Annotated in this window: 16 protein-coding genes and 2 pseudogenes; 11 read left to right on the top strand and 7 right to left on the bottom strand. The window is 43.9% G+C overall.

The genetic code is table 11. The annotated features are described in order from the left end of the window. A partial coding sequence (locus ACK5MF_RS16805; protein WP_416923714.1) for a 2OG-Fe(II) oxygenase family protein occupies positions 1-291 on the top strand: 291 nt, incomplete at its 5' end. Between the two features lie 47 nt (positions 292-338). Here the strand turns inward: ACK5MF_RS16805 and clpB are convergent. The 3 genes from clpB to rluD form a co-directional block, all read right to left on the bottom strand. Further along, on the bottom strand, positions 339-2,912 hold the full coding sequence (gene clpB, locus ACK5MF_RS16800) for an ATP-dependent chaperone ClpB (protein ID WP_416923713.1): 2,574 nt from the start codon (positions 2,910-2,912) through the stop codon (positions 339-341). 90 nt (positions 2,913-3,002) lie between these two features. Beyond that, positions 3,003-3,734 (bottom strand): peptidoglycan editing factor PgeF, encoded by a 732-nt coding sequence (gene pgeF / locus ACK5MF_RS16795; protein ID WP_416923712.1) that lies wholly within the window; start codon positions 3,732-3,734, stop codon positions 3,003-3,005. Then, positions 3,735-4,709, bottom strand: a complete 975-nt coding sequence (gene rluD, locus ACK5MF_RS16790; RefSeq protein ID WP_416923711.1) for a 23S rRNA pseudouridine(1911/1915/1917) synthase RluD — start codon at positions 4,707-4,709, stop codon at positions 3,735-3,737. Between the two features lie 202 nt (positions 4,710-4,911). Here rluD and ACK5MF_RS16785 point away from each other — a divergent pair, with 202 nt between their 5' ends. The 7 genes from ACK5MF_RS16785 to yjjX all read left to right on the top strand — a co-directional run bounded on the left by ACK5MF_RS16785 (position 4,912) and on the right by yjjX (position 13,363). After that, positions 4,912-5,640, top strand: coding sequence for an outer membrane protein assembly factor BamD (locus ACK5MF_RS16785; RefSeq protein WP_416923710.1), 729 nt, complete (start codon positions 4,912-4,914; stop codon positions 5,638-5,640). A 254-nt stretch (positions 5,641-5,894) separates the two neighbouring features. Further along, the gene (locus ACK5MF_RS16780; RefSeq protein WP_416923709.1) at positions 5,895-7,364 is read left to right on the top strand and encodes a transglycosylase SLT domain-containing protein; all 1,470 of its coding nucleotides are present in this window, start codon (positions 5,895-5,897) and stop codon (positions 7,362-7,364) included. Positions 7,365-7,653: 289 nt separating this feature from the next. Further along, a complete protein-coding gene (gene hpf / locus ACK5MF_RS16775; RefSeq protein ID WP_416923708.1) occupies positions 7,654-7,980 on the top strand; it encodes a ribosome hibernation-promoting factor, HPF/YfiA family in 327 nt (108 codons plus the stop codon). A 103-nt stretch (positions 7,981-8,083) separates the two neighbouring features. Further along, positions 8,084-9,259 (top strand): prephenate dehydratase, encoded by a 1,176-nt coding sequence (pheA, locus tag ACK5MF_RS16770; protein WP_416923707.1) that lies wholly within the window; start codon positions 8,084-8,086, stop codon positions 9,257-9,259. Between the two features lie 253 nt (positions 9,260-9,512). Beyond that, a complete protein-coding gene (locus ACK5MF_RS16765; RefSeq protein WP_416923706.1) occupies positions 9,513-10,532 on the top strand; it encodes a polyamine ABC transporter substrate-binding protein in 1,020 nt (339 codons plus the stop codon). Then, positions 10,516-12,861, top strand: a complete 2,346-nt coding sequence (locus ACK5MF_RS16760) for a putative bifunctional diguanylate cyclase/phosphodiesterase (protein ID WP_416923705.1) — start codon at positions 10,516-10,518, stop codon at positions 12,859-12,861. The genes ACK5MF_RS16765 and ACK5MF_RS16760 overlap by 17 nt, the downstream gene beginning before the upstream one ends. Continuing rightward, the gene (gene yjjX / locus ACK5MF_RS16755) at positions 12,833-13,363 is read left to right on the top strand and encodes an inosine/xanthosine triphosphatase (RefSeq protein WP_416923704.1); all 531 of its coding nucleotides are present in this window, start codon (positions 12,833-12,835) and stop codon (positions 13,361-13,363) included. Before ACK5MF_RS16760 ends, yjjX begins: the two co-directional genes overlap by 29 nt. Before the next feature lie 102 nt (positions 13,364-13,465). On the opposite strand, the gene trpR is transcribed toward yjjX, so the two are convergent. From trpR to ACK5MF_RS16740, 3 genes and pseudogenes are all read right to left on the bottom strand, one after another. Next, positions 13,466-13,759, bottom strand: a complete 294-nt coding sequence (trpR, locus tag ACK5MF_RS16750) for a trp operon repressor (RefSeq protein WP_416923703.1) — start codon at positions 13,757-13,759, stop codon at positions 13,466-13,468. Positions 13,760-13,814: 55 nt separating this feature from the next. Continuing rightward, positions 13,815-15,164: pseudogene (locus ACK5MF_RS16745) on the bottom strand (transglycosylase SLT domain-containing protein); the annotation flags it as partial. A gap of 257 nt (positions 15,165-15,421) precedes the next feature. Further along, on the bottom strand, positions 15,422-16,204 hold the full coding sequence (locus ACK5MF_RS16740) for a LexA family transcriptional regulator (RefSeq protein ID WP_416923702.1): 783 nt from the start codon (positions 16,202-16,204) through the stop codon (positions 15,422-15,424). A gap of 172 nt (positions 16,205-16,376) precedes the next feature. Between ACK5MF_RS16740 and ACK5MF_RS16735 the strand changes: the two genes are divergently transcribed. Genes ACK5MF_RS16735 through ACK5MF_RS16725 form a run of 3 tightly spaced genes read left to right on the top strand, consistent with a single transcriptional unit; the run spans position 16,377 to position 19,601 of the window. Further along, a complete protein-coding gene (locus ACK5MF_RS16735; RefSeq protein ID WP_416923701.1) occupies positions 16,377-16,610 on the top strand; it encodes a helix-turn-helix domain-containing protein in 234 nt (77 codons plus the stop codon). Beyond that, a complete protein-coding gene (locus tag ACK5MF_RS16730; protein ID WP_416923700.1) occupies positions 16,610-18,610 on the top strand; it encodes a transposase domain-containing protein in 2,001 nt (666 codons plus the stop codon). The genes ACK5MF_RS16735 and ACK5MF_RS16730 overlap by 1 nt, the downstream gene beginning before the upstream one ends. Before the next feature lie 46 nt (positions 18,611-18,656). Further along, positions 18,657-19,601 carry an AAA family ATPase gene (locus ACK5MF_RS16725; protein ID WP_416923715.1) on the top strand — a complete coding sequence of 315 codons (945 nt, stop codon included), beginning with the start codon at positions 18,657-18,659 and terminating at the stop codon, positions 19,599-19,601. Positions 19,602-19,678: 77 nt separating this feature from the next. Here the strand turns inward: ACK5MF_RS16725 and ACK5MF_RS16720 are convergent. After that, positions 19,679-20,275: pseudogene (locus ACK5MF_RS16720) on the bottom strand (lytic murein transglycosylase); the annotation flags it as partial. Positions 20,276-20,423: the final 148 nt, after the last annotated feature.

Genomic DNA, 20,423 nt, shown 5'->3' with positions numbered 1-20,423 from the left:
GCGGGTAAAGATGCGAAAGAAAATCTGGTGTGGAGCACCGTTGAACCTAAAGCGGGTGTGATTACTTGTAATATTGGTGACATGCTGATGCGTTGGAGTGACGACTTGCTCAAATCCACACTACACCGCGTACGTATGCCAACCGCCGAAGAAAACCAAGATTCACGCTACAGTATAGCGTTTTTCTGCCAAGCAAACCGTGACCAAATCATTCAAGGACCAAAGAAGGTTTACCAGCCAATCACAGCGCAGGACTATTTGAAAATGCGTATTAACGCTAACTTTGCTTAAGTTTATACCACGACTAAGAAGCCATGCTTACGCATGGCTTCTTCTTATTATTGACTGGCGATAATATTGCCATCTCGAACAGCGAGTTGGATCGGTTTACCCGGTAAGAATTTTCCAGACAGAATCGATTTCGCTAACGGGTTCTCAATATTCTGTTGGATTGCACGTTTCAATGGACGAGCACCGTAAACAGGATCAAAACCAACCTGAGCGATCAATTCAAGAGCCTCTTCGGTAACAGCTAACTCGTAGTCTTTTTCAGCTAAGCGCTTATGTAAACGTTCCAACTGAATAGAAGCGATAGATTTAATATGCTCTCTGCCGAGCGGATGGAACACTACCGATTCATCAACACGGTTTAAGAACTCTGGACGGAAATGCTTGGTCACGGTTTCCATCACACGCTCTTTGATACCTTGGTAATCCAGCTTAGCAAAGTTTTCCTGAATGCTCGAAGAACCTAAGTTCGAGGTCATGATCACTACTGTATTGCGGAAATCAACCGTACGGCCTTGACCATCAGTTAAACGCCCATCATCAAGCACTTGTAATAAGATGTTGAACACATCCGGGTGTGCTTTCTCTACTTCATCGAGCAAAATCACAGAGTAAGGTTTACGACGAACCGCTTCAGTTAAATAACCGCCCTCTTCGTAACCTACATAACCCGGAGGCGCACCGACCAAACGAGCCACAGAGTGTTTCTCCATAAACTCGGACATATCGATACGCACCATCGCATCTTCGCTGTCAAACATAAAGTGCGCCAACGTTTTGCACAGCTCGGTTTTACCGACACCGGTTGGACCTAAGAATAGGAACGAACCAATCGGTTTATTAGGGTCAGACAATCCAGCTCGGCTACGACGAATCGCGTTCGCCACCACTTCAACCGCTTCAACTTGTCCGATAACGCGTTTATGCAGAACATCTTCCATGCGCAGCAGTTTCTCTTTCTCTGCTTCCAGCATTTTCGAAACCGGAATACCGGTTTGCTTAGACAGCACTTCTGCTATCTCAGTATCGGTCACTTTATTGCGTAGCAGCGTCATCTCTTGCATTTCTGCTTGAGCCGCCAGATCAAGCTGCTTTTCCAGCTCTGGAATTCGACCGTATTGCAACTCGGACATACGGCTTAAATCACCGGCACGTCTGGCAACTTCCAAATCCATACGAGCTTGCTCAAGTTCGGTTTTAATGTGCTGAGTGCCTGATAATGCCGCTTTTTCGGTTTTCCAAACTTCTTCTAGCTCGGCGTATTCACGTTCTTTAAGCCCTAACTCTTCATTAAGAATGCTTAAGCGTTTTTCGCTGGCTTCATCCGTTTCATTCGACAACGCTTGCTGCTCAATTTTCAACTGAATGATACGACGTTCCAGTTTATCCAAAGCTTCTGGTTTGGAGTCGATTTGGATACGAATACTTGAAGCCGCTTCGTCAATCAGGTCAATCGCTTTATCTGGTAACTGTCGATCTGACACATAGCGATGAGACAGTGTCGCCGCCGAAACAATCGCCGGATCCGTAATTTCCACATGATGGTGAAGCTCATAGCGCTCTTTCAAGCCACGCAAAATTGCAATGGTGTCTTCCACGCTCGGCTCATCCACCAGCACTTTTTGGAAACGACGTTCAAGAGCCGGATCTTTCTCGATGTATTGACGATATTCATCAAGCGTTGTCGCACCGACACAGTGAAGCTCACCGCGCGCAAGTGCCGGTTTGAGCATGTTGCCGGCGTCCATTGAGCCTTCGCCTTTACCCGCCCCCACCATGGTATGCAGTTCATCGATGAACAGGATGATGTTGCCTTCTTCTTTGGCTAATTCATTCAGTACCGATTTCAAACGTTCTTCGAATTCACCACGGTATTTGGCACCGGCAACCAGTGCGCCCATATCAAGAGATAGAACTCGGCGTCCACGTAATCCTTCAGGCACTTCGTTATTGATAATGCGCTGTGCCAAACCTTCAACAATCGCTGTTTTACCCACACCCGGTTCACCAATGATCACAGGGTTATTTTTAGTACGACGTTGCAACACTTGAATGGTACGGCGGATCTCGTCATCACGACCAATCACAGGGTCAAGTTTGCCCTGCTCTGCTCGCTCAGTCAGATCGATAGTGAATTTTTCCAGAGCTTGGCGTAGCTCCTCCGCATTCGGATCATTCACTTTCTGACCACCACGGATCTTTTCAATCGCTGCTGAGATCTTTTTCGCAGTTAAACCAAATTCTTTGAGAATTTGACCAAGCGGGCCGCGATCTTCAATTGCAGCCAAAAGATAAATTTCTGAAGATATATACGAGTCTTGGCGTTTTTGCGCCACTTTGTCACATAGGTTGAACAAAGTGCCTAAACCGCTAGAAAGCTGCACATCACCACCGATCCCGCTCACTTTTGGTAAACGATCTAACGTTTCACCCAATTTAGAGCGAAGCTGCATGACATCAACGTCAAGCATGGTCAGCAACGGACGAATTGGGCTGCCATTTTGATCGAGCAGCGCAACCATCAGATGCACAGGTTCGATGTATTGATGATCTCGCCCAAGTGCAAGTGACTGGGCATCGGAAATCGCTATTTGAAATTTGCTGGTAAATCTGTCGAGACGCATAACAACCTCCCTAACCTCTAACTCATTACGTTAGGAAAGATGGTTACAATAGAGACAATTTTCAAGGTAACACTGAAAACTTTGTGGGGATTATTTTTCTTCGATCCAGATAAAGGTGGCTTGTCTGCCAGTTACGCCATCACGACGATAAGAATAAAAACGCTGTGGATCTTGGTACGTGCATAATTCGCTGTCAAAAACCTGATCAATACCAAGTTTCGCCATACGCAAACGCGTCAAGCTAGCCATGTTCGCCCACCACTTACCATCTTGTTTACCCGCTACAAATGCGCATCCAGCTTTTGAGTCATAATCTAAAAATGCTTGTAAAACATCTTCACCCACTTCAAATGCTTGCGGACCAATCGCAGGGCCAAGCCATAACATCACATTATCAGAAAATTGCTGAAGCGCATTTTCAACAATACCACCCGCCAGACCACGCCAGCCAGCATGAACCGCGGCCACTTGAGTTCCCGATGTGTTGGTGATCAATACTGGTAAACAATCGGCTGTCATAGCCGAACAAACCACATTTGGCGACGAGGTGATCACACCATCGGCATCGAGCACATCGTTTGTTGGCTCAGAGACGTTCAACACTACTGTTGAGTGAGTCTGATTGAGCCATAATGGAGAACTCGGCATTTGGGTTTGTTGCTGCAATAACTCACGATTACGCTGCACAAGAATAGGATCATCTCCGACATGCATTCCTAAATTCAACCCTGCATAAGGCGCTTTAGATAAGCCACCGATACGCGTTGAAGCAAATGCTTTGATTTGCTTAGGGGCATTCCAGTTAGGAGTGATCCAATTCATCTAATACTCTTCCGTTTTGTTCAGTTGTGCATCTGCGCGTAGTGCTTCGGTCAAAATAACCATATCTTCTGGCACAGGAGCATGGAATTCCATCTCTTCACCCGTTGTTGGGTGCTCAAACTTCAACATAACGGCATGCAGAGCCTGACGATCGAAGTTACGAATCATATCCGTTAACTCTTGTGAAGCGCCTTTAGGAATACGTGCGCGGCCGCCATAGGCAGTATCACCTAATAACGGATGCTGCAAATACGACATATGTACACGGATCTGGTGGGTACGCCCGGTTTCGAGACGCAGGCGAATACGGGTATGTTCGCGGAAATGTTCTGCAACACGATAATGGGTAACCGCAGGTTTCCCCATTGGCGACACAGCCATCAAAGTACGTTTAGTTGCATGGCGCCCAATAGGTTTGTCGATCATGCCACCAGCCGTCATTTTACCGATCGCAATCGCTTCGTATTCACGGGTAATGTTACGTTTTTGCAGTTCACGGACTAAACGAGTTTGTACTGGTACGTTCTTTGCCACCACCATCAAACCAGTCGTATCTTTATCAAGACGATGCACAATACCGGCACGTGGCACTTCCGCGATTGGCGGATAGTGGAACAACAACGCATTGAGCACAGTACCATCAGGCGTACCAGCTCCTGGGTGAACAACGAAGTCACGAGGTTTGTTGATAACGATAATATCGTCATCTTCATAAACGATATTCAGTGGGATGTCTTGTGGCTCCCAACGAACTTCATCTTCAAGTTCAGCTTGCACAGTGATCTCTTCGCCGCCCATCACTTTCGTGCGCGGTTTAGTGACAACTTGTCCATCTACTGTTATTTTGCCGTCAAGTAACCACTCTTTCAGACGTGAACGAGAAAAATCGGCGAACAATTCAGCCACAGCTTGATCTAAACGTTGACCAAGCTGGCTATCTTTTACTGTTTGAGTTAATTCAATCTGCTGAGCCATATCGAACTTTTTAAAAAACCGTGAGACTAATACTCACTAGTATGGATAAAATAATGTTCGCCATTGTATCTGTTACGAAAGAGAAAGTAACCAAACGATTTGAGGAGTCAACTGTGCAAGCCAAAACAAGAAACTAATCTTCTGGCTTAAAACAGTAGCTCCAGCTTTAAGATGCTTTATTTTCAAGGAACCCACTCCTGACATGAAATACCAAACTTTATCAGGCTTGCTTGCGCTATCACTGCTATTTGGCTGTTCAAGCAAAGATGAAATCGTACCTGACGTACCACCTTCAGAGCTCTACACAGAAGCTCAATCATCCTTACAAAGTGGTAACTGGTTAACTGCCATAGAAAAATTGGAAGCTTTGGATTCTCGTTATCCATTTGGTGCTTACTCTGAACAGGTTCAACTTGACCTAATTTATGCTTATTACAAAAATGATGATCTTGCGCTTGGATTAGCAACCATTGAGCGTTTTAGCCGCTTGAATCCAACGCATGAGAAAATGGACTGGGTACTGTATATGCGCGGCTTGACGCACATGGCACAAGATCGCAACTTTATGCATGATCTGTTTAATATCGATCGAAGTGATCGCGATCCTGAACCAGTAAAAGCTGCGTTTGCAGACTTTAAAAAGTTACTGCAACGTTATCCAGAAAGCCCATATGCAGAAGACTCACAACGTCGAATGTTCGCTCTGAAAAACCGTCTTGCGGAATACGATTTAGCAACAGCGGATTTTTACCTACGCCGAGAAGCGTGGATTGCGGCAATTAAACGCTGTCAGGAACTACAAAAAACTTACCCTGACACTGAAGCCGCCAGGAAGTCACTTCAAATTCAGTTAAAAGCTTATAAACAATTAGGGCTAGAAGAGTCTATTGCTCGTACAGAGAAACTGATTGCGTTAAACCCTGACAAGTAATGACTAATCTATTCAGATGAGCCACTGTTTTTACAGTGGCTTTTTTCATTTCAATTTGCTGATTTATCCTTTTGTTCATAAACTTATACTCAAACTACTTGAAGTTGCAGGTAGGCGACAAGTGAGTGAATCCCCATGAGCATAGATAAACTATGTGATTGGGGTGAACGAACGCAGTCAACACCGCTGCAGCTTCAAGTAGGAAGAGTATATCTTTATTCAAACTGATTAATATAAATGCCAGGGAGCCACATTTGCGTTGGTTACATCGTGGACTTTTTAGCCTGCTTATTTTGCTTATTAGCCTTCCGGTAAAGAGTATTGAGCTATCACCATTAAGTGATCAGCCCTACCAAGGTGACTGGGCAGTTCTAAAAGAAAAAGGCGTTATTCGCGTTGTTGTATCTGCGGATTTAGGTTTCTATTATGTTGAAAGTGGCCGCCCAAAAGGTATTGGTGCTGAACTCCTCTATCACTTCGAAAACAGTCTCAAAAAGCAAGCACCTTGCGTGCATATTCAGATCATTCCCGTATTAAGAGACGATCTGATCCCGTCCATCGAAGCGGGTCTGGCTGATCTTGCTGTCGCGAATCTCACCATTACCCCCACGCGTTCGAAATTGATCGATTTTAGTAACCCGCTCATCAAAGAGATTCAAGAACTGATTGTGACCAATAAAAACTACCCGGATATCACAAGCCTAACGCAGTTAACGGGAAAAGAGATTTGGGTGAGAGCCAGCTCTAGTTATCTGGAGAGCTTGGAAAAGATCAACAATTCGCTGATTATGCAAAACTTAAAGCCGATAAAAATTCATTACGTTGAAGAAGCACTACAAGATTACGAGCTGTTGGAAATGGTCAATGCGGGGCACATTCCGGCAACAGTGCTTGATAGCCACAAAGCAGAAATGTGGCTACATGTGATGGAAGATATCAAAGCGCATAGCGAATTGCCGCTAAGAGAGAATGGGCAAATTGCTTGGGCGATGCGTAACAACTCGCCAGAACTAAAAAAAATTGTTAACGGCTATTTGAGAACTGCAAAATCGGGGACTTTGCTAGGTAATGTCATCTATAGCAAATACATTGACGATACTCGCTGGCTCACCAAAGCTCTCAGCCCAGACAAACTCAAGCGCTTGGATGAACTGGCAAAAATATTTATCGAATATTCTAATCAATATGAGTTTGAATATCTCATGATGGCGGCTCAAGGTTTTCAGGAATCGGGATTCGATCAACGAAAAGTATCGCATAAAGGGGCTATTGGCATCATGCAAGTCTTGCCGAGCACAGCCAGAGATAAAAACGTTAATATCAAAAACATTGAAAAAGTGGAAAACAACATTCACGCTGGCGTGAAATATATGCGCTTCATTAAAGACAGATATTTTTCAGATCCGGCAATAGGTAAAGATGACCAAGTCTATCTCTCATTGGCGGCATACAACGCAGGCCCTGCCAATATCAGCAGAATGCGTCGCCTAGCCAAGAAACATGGCTTTAATCCCAACGTCTGGTTTAAAAACGTGGAAGTAATAACAAGACGAAATATAGGTGCAGAACCTGTTACTTATGTCGCCAACATCAGTCGCTATTACGTTGTTTACAAACAACTGCAACAGCTTAAGCAAGCCAAAGAAGAGAGCTTGAGCGCAACCTTGAATGAAATTGAAGGCATAAATCCAGAGCTAACAAACCTAGAAAGCAAAACAGAGTGATGGTTATCGCAACAATTTGTTGTTCAGGAAATGGTCAGAAGTGATTAAAGGGCCGAATTAGTTCCCTAAAAATGGATAAATTTTCAGTAAGCTACCTGTTCAAATTTAGCTATAAACATCAAAATCACAAGCTTTTTCTACCCTTATCGACCAAACATTTTGCGGCAGATCACGTTTAAAAACGATCGGAATTAGCTCACAGCAAATAGTGATCTATGTCACTATTTTTTATTGTAGAATGGGTAACCTGAAGTTAACCCATGAGGGATGACACAGAGGAAAGCGCATTATGAAAATGAACATTACTGGTAAAAACATCGAAATTACCTCTGCTATCCGCGACCATATTGAGAGCAAACTTAAAAAGCTAGAGAAGTGGCAAGTAGACATCACAGGATGTCAATGCAGCTTTAGCGAAGAACCAGGCAAACAAATGAAATTCGAAGCAACGGTAACGGTACCAAAAGGACAATTAGTTGCTTCCGCAATTCACGAAGATCTCTACACAGCCGTGAATGAAGTTGAACAGAAACTAGAACGCCAACTTAATAAACTTCGCCATAAACCAGAAGCCAGAAGATCTGACAAACCAGAATTTGAACAAGAAACAGAATAATTAACTGCTTTAACCTATAGCGCCTACGGGCGCTATTTTTTTGCTTGACGCTCCATGCCGCCTTGCTTACTGTGGAACCATCTTAACGACTTAATTAAAAACAATGACAGACAGACAGTACTCTCTCGACGAGATTCGTTTAAGACTCAACGAACTTGATGACCAATTATTAAGCCTGCTATCAGAACGACGTAAGCTCAGTATTGAAGTAGCAAAAAACAAAGTAGAAACCGCAAAACCTGTGCGTGATGCCGTTCGCGAACAACAGTTACTGGTTAAGCTGATCAACTCAGGTAAAGATAAATACCAGCTTGATGCGCAATACATCACCAAGCTTTTCCACACCATCATTGAAGATTCAGTACTGCTGCAGCAGGCTTACCTACAAAACTTAGCTAACCCACAGAGCAGAAAACCATTTGCTCGTGTCGCTTTTCTTGGTTCTAAAGGTTCCTATTCTCATCTTGCGACTCGCGAATACTTCAGTCGTAGAAATACCGAGCTGGTTGAACTGAACTGTGATCAATTCAAAGAAGTCACTAAAACGGTAGAATCAGGTCATGCTGATTATGGTGTCCTTCCAATTGAAAACACCAGTTCAGGTTCAATCAACGAAGTGTACGATCTGCTGCAACATACCACTTTGTATATCGTTGGTGAAATCACTCAGCCGATTGAACATTGCCTCGTAGCAACCAAAGATATTCGCTTAGAAGATCTGAAAATCCTTTATTCTCATCCTCAACCGCATCAGCAATGCAGTGAGTTTTTAGGTCGTTTAAACGGCGTGCAGCTAGAAACTTGTGCCAGTACAGCCGATGCAATGAAAAAAGTACAAGAGTTGAATCGCGATGATGTTGCCGCTATCGGTAATTCTTCAAGCGGTAAGCTGTATGGGCTTCAGGCAATCCAGAGCAACATTGCCAACCAAACTGAAAACCACACTCGTTTTATCATTGTGGCTCGCAAACCAGTCGAAGTGTCAACGCAAATCCCGGCCAAAACAACCTTGATCATGTCAACCTCACAAGAAGCGGGGTCACTGGTCGCGACACTTTTGGTACTTCAACGTTTTGGTATCAATATGACCAAACTAGAATCTCGCCCAATCATGGGCAACCCTTGGGAAGAGATGTTCTACGTGGATTTGGAAGCTCATCTGGATTCAGAAAACATGCAGCAAGCTCTAAATGAGTTAACCAAATTAACTAAGCATCTTAAAGTTCTTGGCTGCTATCCAAGTGAAAACATAAAACCAACACAAGTTCGTTTGAACTAACTCAAACGATAAAAACAAGCTCTAGTGCGGTTGATTTAACCGCACTTTTTTCACTTTTGCTTTTCAATTTTCACGCCAAATTTGACCAAAGTTGCATATTAGAGCTTTATAAAACAAAAATAATTATACAATTCAGTTTAGATCAATTAGTGTGCTATTGAGTGTTTTAAAAGTGAACACAGGGAAAACACAATTGCTTAAAGTCATATAAGACACGTTATTTGTGGTGAAGATAGGACAAGTTATCTCCCTAATGCTCGGCGCTACTGGTCTCAGTAGCCACACCATTGCTTCAGAGCTCAACATCTACCTTTGGGAAGACACCATTTCCCCACGGGTCATTGCTGCGTGGAACAAAACTCACGACACGAAACTCAACTTCTATCATTTTGATAATGACGACGAACGCAGTTTGCTTATGCTTAGCAGTGAACGAATCCCGTTTGATGTGGTGATTTTAGATAACGTTTCTGCCCAGCTTTTTTCCAATCAAGAAACCTTTGAAGATCTCTCTTCCTTCAATGCCAATCAGTATAACGGCGCTATGTGGCAACAAGCGTGCGGTACGCACAGTATTCCTTATTTTTGGGGGTATGTTGGCATCGCTTACCGTAAAAGCAAAGTATCGAAATCGCCTACGCAATGGCGAGAATTAGTGGATATTGACGAAAAGATGAAAGGCCATGTAGGGCTAATACAAGACAGTGTGGAAACATTACTTCCGGCACTTTACAGTCTTAATCTATCACCACTAACTACTTCAATTAAAGAGCTAAAACAGGCTTATGAAAAACTGCAAGCGACGACACCAGATATTCTCACCTACGAATACGCACTGAGTTATGTTCGTAGCCACAGCAACAATGATGACTTATATATGGCACTCGCTTACAGTGGCGACCAGTTCGCACTCAATCGATATTTTGCTAATAATGACTGGGACTTTGTCCTTCCAGAAGGTAACCCCTACATCTGGGTCGATTGCTTAGCAGTCAAGAATACTTCGCAAAACAAACAACAAGCAAAATTGTTCCTTGAGTTTTTAATGCAACCAGAAATTGCGGCAATTAACGCGCAAGATATCAAAGCGGCGACGCCCAATGTCAACGCCATGACATTGATGCCAGACAGCTACATCAAAGACAAAACCATATTTCTTACTGATGATTTGTTAACGCATAGCATCATAGACAGCCAGCTTTCTTCATCTAATTTGAGTCAGCGGGCAAAAATCATCAACAGCTTGATCAAACAACATGAAGCTAAACCATAGAATTCTCTTACTCATCGCTCCGGTGATCATCCTAAGTTCAGCGGTTTCTGGCTATCTTATTTATGATAGTCAACAAAATGCGCTTGTTAAACGCATGGACAGCTACTTACAGCTTGATATGGAGAAACTTGCTAGCCATTTCCGGCAGGCAAAATCTCTCGTTAGCAGCTATACCTTTACTCTTGCAAACAGTGACATTATTCGTCACTACTTCGAGCACAGTAACAATCCATACCGAGAGTTAGAACTGGCTGCTAATATTGAAAACACATTCAATGTAATGCAATCAAACGAGAGAGATTCCGTTGCCCTTTCAATTTTGGATGGCGATAGAAACGTTATCTATTTCGCTGACAATAGCGAAGATCCGTTCAGCAAAATCGACCCTACCGTTTTCAAGTTTGTAAAAAATCGCTTCAAACAGACCTTAAGAACGTCTGATATCAGTTACACTGAAAACGCCAGCGGTGATGGTGTATTAGTACGCTACGATGTATTGGACACACGAACCCTCGATACTCCACTGAGCTATAACCGAGACAAAATATTTTTTATTGTCATTTACCTTGTGCTGGATGAATTCAACACGCTACGCAATCAGTTGGAATTTGATAACCAAAGCCCGATTTTCTTTAGTAAAACACAGCCAGAGTTTCCAGGTGGTTTAACACAAACCGTTGAACTCCAAACGGGCATGTTTGCAACACTTCCACCTGCACCAATGCTGATGCGAAACAAGCTCAATGACATAAGACAAAACCTTGTGGCCGCTTTTGGTGGTTCGGCATTGTTTAGTTTGGTTTTGCTACTGTTTTTGCTTTACCGACATGTCATCACGCCAATTTCACGTTTGGATAAACAGCTTCAGGAAGTCGAGAGCAAACAAAGAAATAATATAGAAAAACTCACTTCTAACGACGAAATTGGTCGCCTATCGTCACGTTTTTACGATATGTATAAAGAGCTCAACAACTCTTATCAAGAAACAAAAACTCTGGCGGAATTTGACCATTTAACTAAGTTATCGAACCGCTATCAGTTCCAGCTACAAGCACAAACCACGCTAAAGGAATCGCCGACCAATAGCCACATTCAGGTACTCTATATCGACTTGGATAACTTTAAATACGTCAATGATAAATACGGTCATCAGGTAGGTGACTCATTGCTGATTAGCTTTGCCGCTCATGTGCGTGCACTTTCCGAAGAGTTTAATCTCAATAAACATGTCTACAGTCTAGCAGCGCGCCTTTCTGGCGACGAATTTGCCATTTTGATTTGTGCACCAAGCCGTCTGTCTGACTTTGCAGAAGAATTTTCACACCGTCTATTGCAACCGATTCAGGAACATCACGATTCCCCATTGGGACGCTTCCCTATTACTGCCAGTATCGGTATTGCGACATACCCAATGGATGGTATTGACATTGAGAGCCTGCTTATCAACGCAGATACGGCAATGTATCAGGCAAAAAGTGCCGGGAAAAATCAAATCGCCCATTACTCAAAACAATTGGATCAGCAAGTTCAACGCAGAAATGCGGTAGAACGAGCGTTAAGAATGGAGAAATTTGATCAGGAGTTTACTCTGGTTTATCAGCCTTATTACTTCTGCAGTGATATGAAGATAGCCGGTTTCGAAGTCCTGTTACGATGGGATTCAGCATTACTTGGCGAAGTGTCACCGACAGAGTTTATTCCCATTGCAGAACAAACAGGGTTGTTCGGCAAAATTGACCGTTGGGTGATTCGCCATGCGTTTGAAGAGTTTTCGACCCTGTTTAATAGTTTTGATTACCCGATCCATATCTCGATCAATCTCTCCTCTGCGGAGCTCAACTCGGTTGATTTAGCTGATTACATTCGCGAGCAGGCGAGCAAATACAAAATTCGCCCTCACTGGATAGATTTTGAAATCACCGAGACTTTTGCCGCCGATTCCAAAGCCATTCCTCTGCTGTATGATTTAGTTGAACAAGGTTATAGCCTGACCATCGATGATTTTGGTTCTGGCTATACATCCATTGTTCAGTTGGTACAATACCCGATTAAGCGCATTAAGTTCGATCAAGCATTTCTGGAAACCATTATCGAAACGGGCAAACAGTCTGTACTTGAGCCTCTTATCCAACTCTGTCATTCTCAGATGATGAAAGTGACGGCAGAGGGTATTGAAAGCCAAGAAATGCAGCAATGGTTAACGCGTTATCATTACGATTACATGCAAGGCTTCTACTTAGCGCCGCCAATGCCTCTGCGTGAAATCCAATATTGGAACAATAACGACACAGAAATTAGTTATGAAGAATGTAATTATCGCTTCTCTTAATCCAGCGAAAATAAATGCCGTAAAAAGTGCTTTTGAATCCGCGTTTGCTGACCAATCCTTTCACTTTCAAGGGATAAGTGTAGCGAGTGAAGTAGCGGATCAACCGATGAGCAACGAAGAGACCAAAACGGGCGCATTAAACCGCGTGCGAAATGCCAAACTTGAAATCACTAATGGTGATTACTACGTGGGATTAGAAGCAGGAATTGAAGGCAATGTGACCTTTGCCTGGATGATTATTGAATCCAATACCCATCGAGGAGAATCTCGCTCCGCGAGCTTGATGCTACCACCCGAAGTGCTTAACAAATTGCAACAAGCCAATGAACTGGGTGATGTGATGGATGAAGTCTTTGGCACCGATAACATTAAACAGAAAGGTGGGGCGATTGGGCTATTAACTCAGCATCAACTTACCCGCAGCTCGGTCTACCATCAGGCGTTAATACTGGCTTTGATCCCCTTTACCAATCCTGAGCATTTTCCTGCAAACTTGCACTAGACCGCATAACATCAGCACCAAAGAGCCGGCCATAAGACCTGTTTCTTAGTCATAAGTCTTTACTCCTCCTCATCTGAGGGGGAGAACCCCAAAAATGCTTTTTTATTTAAGAATCAATTGACTCAGCGCCTCTTTTTCCTGCTCTGAGCGAGACTTCAACTCATTCGAACCACGAGTAATGGTCGCAATCCCGACACCGAGCATCTGACTCACTTGACGCTGTGACAGTTCACCTTTGAGCAGCTCACACAATATATTTACACGAGCAACAAGCGCTTCTCTTTCATCTGGCGTCATTAACATGGTTAATAACATCTCATGTTGTTCGTTATCTGCGGCTTGTTTAACTAAATCAATTAATTGAGACCAATCACTGTATTGTGCTTGTTGAGACATAATTGTACTCGTTAAGTGATACACCCTCGCTATTTTAGTGATAGCTCAAAGATAATCAATATTTTGTCTGCAACTCATTTTCATTAAGCAGCTCACCTTGCAGCCCCATCAAATCTCGGTAATAGGTTTCAAACATCAAGATGTTTTGTACATAGCCACAAGTTTCCCTAAATGGTATTGCCTCAATAAACGCATAAGCATCAAGCTTGCCCTGCGTTTGCTCACGCCATCTATCCACTCGCTGCGGTCCAGCATTGTAGGCAGCAAATGCAAAAATACGGTTATTGTCATACTGTGCCAACAAGCCATTTAAATAATGGCTACCAATTTCAATGTTCTTTCCTACTTGATACAGGTCATCAACACCGCTGTATGTGAGCTGATACTTCTTAGCCGTATATTTTGCGGTAGCTGGCATAATTTACATGATACCGCGAGCCCCTACCGGTGAATGGGCTTCTGCATCCATGGCGCTTTCCTGACGCGCCAACGACATCAGCATAATAGGGTCAATACCGTGTTTATTGCCGTAAAAATTAAACCACCATTGATGAGCGACAGGAAAGCGCAACTGTAAGTTGTCCCACAAACGTGCTGATATTGAAGCAGTAACAGTTAAGTGATACCAATGCTGGCTGGACGCATACGCCGCAAGCATCTCTTTCTCACTTTGGCTGACTCTGCCCAGTAACCAGTGCCACTCACTTTTCGCAGCAGCGATCTTATCTCGCTCAATCAGTTCTTGAATACGGACTAACGCCTTTTGATATATCTTAATTTTGTTAACATCTAACTCGATGGTATTGTTCGGGTAACGCACCGATTGCTTAACAATTTTAGCCGCCGCCACGCTATAAAAATTACGTTGCCCGACAATGGCAAACAAGCGCTGCATTCCTTGCTCTACATGACCATTTTCGATTTCGCTACGTCCTAACCAATACTGCCAACGCTGCGATTTAATCTCTTCTTCTGGCAGATGATTTATCCAGAACTGAACAGCTGTCCAATCGGCAGTGCGTAGTGCCAACCGAATACGAGACTCAGTAAGGGAGAGGTTATCCCCCATGGCAATCACTTTATCTCGCCAGCGGATGAGTTTTTCGTCTTCTGCATCCATCAAGCGCAATGCTATAAATTGCTCGATTTGCGCTTTTTGTGTTGATGTCCACAGTGGTTTCTTAGCAACTTGTTCCATCAAAGACAGCGCTTTTTCCGTGTCTGCTCGAGTCAATTTTTCCAATGCAAGTTGTGCTTGTTGAACCGCTAGAGGGTCAGTATATTGGCTGGCAAAACTAACCACAGTTTCAGGCTTATCATAAAGCGCCAACATCGCTTTGCCCTTCTCTTGATAGCGATTGGATCTGAGCTTTTTAGATAAATAGACCAATAACCCTCTGTTTCGACTGTATGAAGACTATTTAAATGAACAATATAAGGAATAGATGGGAATTGGTCGGAATAAATGGGAGGGATTTGGGTTGAGGCTAGGAAAAACAAAGGGTTTGAGGCGATGGCTTCAAACCCTTTGTAGTAAGATAGCGATAATTTAAACTTTTTTCAAAATGAACAATTTTTTGAAATTACAAAAATCAGCCCTAGTAAAGTGAACAATTGAAGAAAGGCTTTATTTTGTTTTTAAAGTGCCTTTAAATTTTTAAATCAGTTGCCCAGGTCTTTAGCGATGTGAACCACTTGGCCTATTACTTGGAACTGGTGCTGTTCTTCTTTTTTTATGTCTAACGTATCATACACTTTGTTATCGCTAATCAAGCGCCATGAACCTAATGCGCTTTGGTAACGCTTCACAAACAGCTCCTCACCGCTTCTGAAAATATACAAATGCCCATCCTGTGGAACGGTGCGGCCTAGGTGTACCACTAGCGTGTCGTTATTGTTGATCGTTGGTTCCATGCTGTCGCCTTTGGCCCATACAATCGCTAAGTCTTTCTCGTTAAAGCCTCGCCACTTCAACCACTTGCGTCTAAACGCTAGGTGTCTGCATGGCTCCTCTTCCCCGCCTAATGGGTTTGTACCGTGTCCTGCTGATACTTGAATTCTATAGCCAGGAATAAGAACAAACTCATTATAAAATTCGAGCATTTCATTAGAAGCAGCATAGCTTTGAGCTGCATCGCTAATTTCGAATATAGGCTTCATAGGCTCATCTATTGCTAGCATTTCGCCTTTGCCTGTCGCTAACCACTCTAGGTTAACACCCTCTCTGCACGCAATTTGGTGCGCTATATTTAGATTTGGAATGGATCCGTTTTTGACATAAGCATTTACGGTAGATGCTCCAATCCCCCAATCCTCAGCTACTTGTCTTGCACTTCTGCCTTTCATTAAAAGCAAAATTCTTTCTGATAACGATCCATTTCCTTTGTTTTCAATCGGATCGTTAGAAGAATTTGAGTCTTTTTCGACCATTTCCTTTAAACCCATTGTCGTATCCAGCTTGAGCTATATTTAGCTCACAAGAAACGTAATTTAGAAAAAGATCTAAATTTAGCTGTTAACAAGAACCATATTTAGATCAAGAATTGATTTCACGAACTAAGTTTAGTTACTTGGTGCATGTAGTAATAAAGAGATACTAGCAGATTGGGGGCTAAGAATGGAAACAAAAACCGATATGCCACAAGCGTTGATTGTCGCTCATTTAAAAATGAAAGGCTGGAGTGTTGCCAAATTATCTATGCACCACGGGTATCATCGCGGAACATTAAACAATGCTTTACGCGCTCCTTGGCCGAAAGGTGAACGCTTAATTGCTGACGCACTAAATATGGCTCCAGAGGATATTTGGCCGAGCCGTTACCCTGACGTTGAGACGAAAGAAGTAGCTTAATGTACTTCACAGCCAAAGAAATAGCTGACGTGACGGGCATGCCAAAGCTAGAGAGAAATTGTTTAGCCAGACTGAATAACCTATTTAGTCAGCGAGATCTAAATCCTGAATTTAAACGCAAGCGCCAAGGCACTAAAGCGTTCGAATACCACATTTCTATTTTACCGCTTGCCACACAAGCTGCGCTTTACAAGCGTGAAGGCAAAATCAAAGTTGGCGATCAGGTTTTTGATTTGCCAAAACCAAAAACCACTTCTTACTGCCGTGAAGCATTATGGGCGCGGTGGAACAAAGCTGGCACGCGTGCGCAAGAAAAAGCGCAAGGTGTACTAAAAGCCGTGCAGACCGTGAGCGAACTCGTCCGTTCTGGCATTGGCAAAATGGCCGCTTATGAAACCGTGGCGAATGAATACGGGATCAGCAAAATGAGCCTACGCCGCGCCTGTGCCAAAGTGAAAGACTTCGCACCGGAAGACTGGGCACCTGCTTTGCTTGATCGCAACAAAGAAGTCGCGACAGAAATCAAATCGAAACGCTTTGCTTATATCACACCTGCTGCGTGGGATTTTTTCAAAGCCGATTACTTACGCCTAGAACAACCCACCATGGCCGCTTGTTATGAGCGTCTAATAGAAGCTGCGCCACAACACGGTTGGAAAGTACCGAGCTTAAAAAGCCTAGACCGCCGCATTCGTCATGAAGTACCACATCAACAACGAGTGATGCTGCGCAAAGGCGAACATGCGCTTATGGATTTATACCCAAGCCAGGAACGTACCGTTGAAGGGTTACACGCCCTTGAATGGATAAATGGCGATGGCTACCAGCACAACGTGTTTGTGAAATGGTTTAACGGTGAAATTCTTCGTCCTAAAACGTGGTTTTGGCAAGACGTTTACTCACGCAAAATCGTGGGCTGGCGTTGTGACATCAGCGAAAACACCGACAGCATTCGTTTGTCATTAATGGATGTATGCGAGCGCTATGGCGTACCAAAAGAAATCACCATAGATAACACCCGAGCAGCGGCGAACAAATGGATGACAGGCGGCGTTCCTAACCGTTACCGCTTCAAAGTCAAAGAAGATGACCCACTTGGCATCATTCCTATGCTTGGCATGAAGCTGCATTGGTCGAGCGTGATCCTTGGTAAAGGTCACGGTCAGGCAAAACCTATCGAACGTGCGTTTGGTGTCGGTGGCTTAGATGAAATGATCGACAAACACCCACTGTGCGCAGGTGCCTATACAGGCCCGAACCCAATGGCGAAACCTGATAACTACGGCAGCAAAGCCATCGATGCAGAAGAGTTTCTAAAAGCCTTAGCCGCTGGCGTTGAAATGTACAACAACAAGCAAAACCGTCGCACTGAAATTTGCCAAGGCATGATGAGCTTTAACGATGCGTTTAATGCCAGCTATGCAGAAGCACCGATTCGTAAAGCGACTCAAGAGCAGCTGCAACTCATGATGCTGCAAGCTGAAGCCGTTACCGTTAACAAGAAACACGCCACCATCACCCTTGATGCAGGCGGTAGCTTGAAAGGCCGTAAAAATCGTTACCACCATGAAGCCCTGTTTGATTACGTCGGGCAAAAACTGGTGGCACGTTTTGACCCACTCAAACTGCATGACAGCGTAGAAATCTACACCCTACAAGGCGTGCGCATTTGTACTGCGGAATGTTTAGAGAAAGTCGGATTCGGCGACACCCAAGCCGCTCGCGAACACAAACGCAAACGCACTCAATTCACCAAAGCCAACAAGGTTGCTGCACAAGCGCAAACCGATATGGATGCGCTGGAAGTGGCCGCCATGATGAAGCCGCTTGAAGAAGACTTCATCCCAGAAACCAAAGTGGTTGAGCCATTCCGACCTGTGTCCATTGGCAACACCGCCGCACAAGTCCATGTGGATGAAGATCTGGATGAAGACTACGAAGCCAATTATGCGCAAAACCTTTCGTACCTTGTGGAACAGAAGAACAAAAACCGCCTTTAAATCAGCTTTAAATCGCTAATAAACGGAGCAATTTATGACTAAACAAATGGAAAACGTGATCACTTTAGGTCAACCGAAAGCCACCGAAACCGATGTGCTTATGCGAGTTCGTGCTCTAGTGGAATCGAAAAGCGTGATCTCTTCTCAAATTGCAAAAGAGATCAGCGTCTCGCCAGCCACACTAAGCCAAATCATCAATAACAAATATCAAGCCGATCCAAGCAAAATTATCGAGAAGCTTGAGAAGTGGTTACGACTACGTGATTCACGCAAAGCGACCCCAAGCCAAAACCCCGGCTTTGTCATGACCAGCACAGCCCAACAAATCACTAACGATTTAACCTACGCGCAAGTGACGGAATCGATTGTCGTGATCTACGGCGCGTCAGGTGTCGGCAAATCAGAAACCCTGCGCCATTACCAAAAGCAAAACAACAACGTGTGGATGGTTACCGCCTCGCCAAGCCGTTCAAGCCTGACCGAATGCTTGTATGAAATCGCGATGGAACTCGGCATGGACCAAGCTCCACGCCGTAAAGGCCCGTTAGCGCGAGTGGTTCGCCAACGCCTAAAAGGTACAGAGGGTTTAATCATCATTGATGAAGCCGATCACCTCGATTATCCAACCCTAGAAGAGCTGCGCATTCTGCAAGAAGAAACTGGCGTTGACATGGTGCTAGTGGGTAACAACAAAGTGTATACGCAGCTCACAGGTGGCCGCCGCAATGAAGACTTTGCTCGTTTGTTCTCTCGCATTGCCAAGAAGCGTGGCATCCACAAAACCAAACAAGCCGACGTTCGCGCCATTGCACAAGCATGGAACGTTCTGGGAGAAACCGAAACCAGCCTGATGTTCCAAATCAGCGAGCGCCCAGGTGGTTTACGTCTGTTAAGCAAAACTCTGAAGCTGGCGGCCATGTATGCCAAAGGCGGACAGATTACCGAGAAAGGCTTGCGCACTGCGTTTGCAGAATTAGAAACCAATGAGTGAGGTGTGAGATGGGAAGAATTTTAAACAAAAGCACAGAGCAAACGGCTGTATTCATTAATGGAAAAACACATCAAGCATCGACCATCAAACGCTAACAACATACGCTTAAATATCAGTTCATCAGTAAGACCACCGGATTTTTCCCAGGCGTTGAACAGCGGGTCACATGCCTCCGCAATACTTGCGCCACTCATCCAAAGTTTATTGGCGCCATTAAATGCTTTTTCGCGCTTACCCACTTGCAAATAGGCATTGTAATAATGGCACTGATAGGTTTCGCCATTGGGCTCCGAGGTCTGAAATTGTAATAGCATATTCCACTTTTTTTGCTTAGCTAAAGTATCAAGGTATGGGGCGCTGATACGACCGGAAAAGGGAAACTCTTTATGCCCATCAATAAAGACTTTGACGGTAATAGGAGGTTTGTTACCAATATCGATAAGAAATGCCCGATAATCCAAATACGGCGTCAGCGGGTAGCTTGCAAGTTTGGCTCTCACCTTTTCAAACTGAGAGACATTCTTGTCATCTAACCACTGCTGAGCTTGATCATAAAGATCACGCTGGGCATTAAGATCGATAGAGTCTGAAAACGCTGTGCCGCTAAACAATGAGCTAGAAACAATCATTGATAACAAAATACGAGACGGCTTTGAAGAATGCATGGGCGTCATGAACTCTAGTCCTTTACTGAGTACTATTTACTAATCCATTACGCTAATTCTAGTGACAAATGTAAAGGGGCGGATGTAAAGTTGATGTTAATAATGTGCCATAAATAATAATTAGCTAATATATACATTCACACAGCGAATTATGACG

The sequence above is a fragment of the Vibrio sp. genome, assembly GCF_047973365.1.
Classification (GTDB): Bacteria; Pseudomonadota; Gammaproteobacteria; order Enterobacterales; family Vibrionaceae; genus Vibrio.
Note: the sequence above shows the minus strand (reverse complement) of the source record. Positions and strands in the feature narration are given on the sequence as shown.

Excerpts from the sequence above, each read along its gene's own strand:
- trpR (WP_416923703.1), bottom strand. The coding sequence starts at position 13,759 with ATGTCTCAACAAGCACAATACAGTGATTGGTCTCAATTAATTGATTTA.
- yjjX (WP_416923704.1), top strand. The coding sequence starts at position 12,833 with ATGAAGAATGTAATTATCGCTTCTCTTAATCCAGCGAAAATAAATGCC.
- pheA (WP_416923707.1), top strand. The coding sequence starts at position 8,084 with ATGACAGACAGACAGTACTCTCTCGACGAGATTCGTTTAAGACTCAAC.
- clpB (WP_416923713.1), bottom strand. The coding sequence starts at position 2,912 with ATGCGTCTCGACAGATTTACCAGCAAATTTCAAATAGCGATTTCCGAT.
- hpf (WP_416923708.1), top strand. The coding sequence starts at position 7,654 with ATGAAAATGAACATTACTGGTAAAAACATCGAAATTACCTCTGCTATC.
- ACK5MF_RS16725 (WP_416923715.1), top strand. The coding sequence starts at position 18,657 with ATGGAAAACGTGATCACTTTAGGTCAACCGAAAGCCACCGAAACCGAT.
- pgeF (WP_416923712.1), bottom strand. The coding sequence starts at position 3,734 with ATGAATTGGATCACTCCTAACTGGAATGCCCCTAAGCAAATCAAAGCA.
- ACK5MF_RS16735 (WP_416923701.1), top strand. The coding sequence starts at position 16,377 with ATGGAAACAAAAACCGATATGCCACAAGCGTTGATTGTCGCTCATTTA.
- ACK5MF_RS16760 (WP_416923705.1), top strand. The coding sequence starts at position 10,516 with ATGAAGCTAAACCATAGAATTCTCTTACTCATCGCTCCGGTGATCATC.
- ACK5MF_RS16785 (WP_416923710.1), top strand. The coding sequence starts at position 4,912 with ATGAAATACCAAACTTTATCAGGCTTGCTTGCGCTATCACTGCTATTT.
- rluD (WP_416923711.1), bottom strand. The coding sequence starts at position 4,709 with ATGGCTCAGCAGATTGAATTAACTCAAACAGTAAAAGATAGCCAGCTT.
- ACK5MF_RS16765 (WP_416923706.1), top strand. The coding sequence starts at position 9,513 with ATGCTCGGCGCTACTGGTCTCAGTAGCCACACCATTGCTTCAGAGCTC.
- ACK5MF_RS16730 (WP_416923700.1), top strand. The coding sequence starts at position 16,610 with ATGTACTTCACAGCCAAAGAAATAGCTGACGTGACGGGCATGCCAAAG.
- ACK5MF_RS16740 (WP_416923702.1), bottom strand. The coding sequence starts at position 16,204 with ATGGGTTTAAAGGAAATGGTCGAAAAAGACTCAAATTCTTCTAACGAT.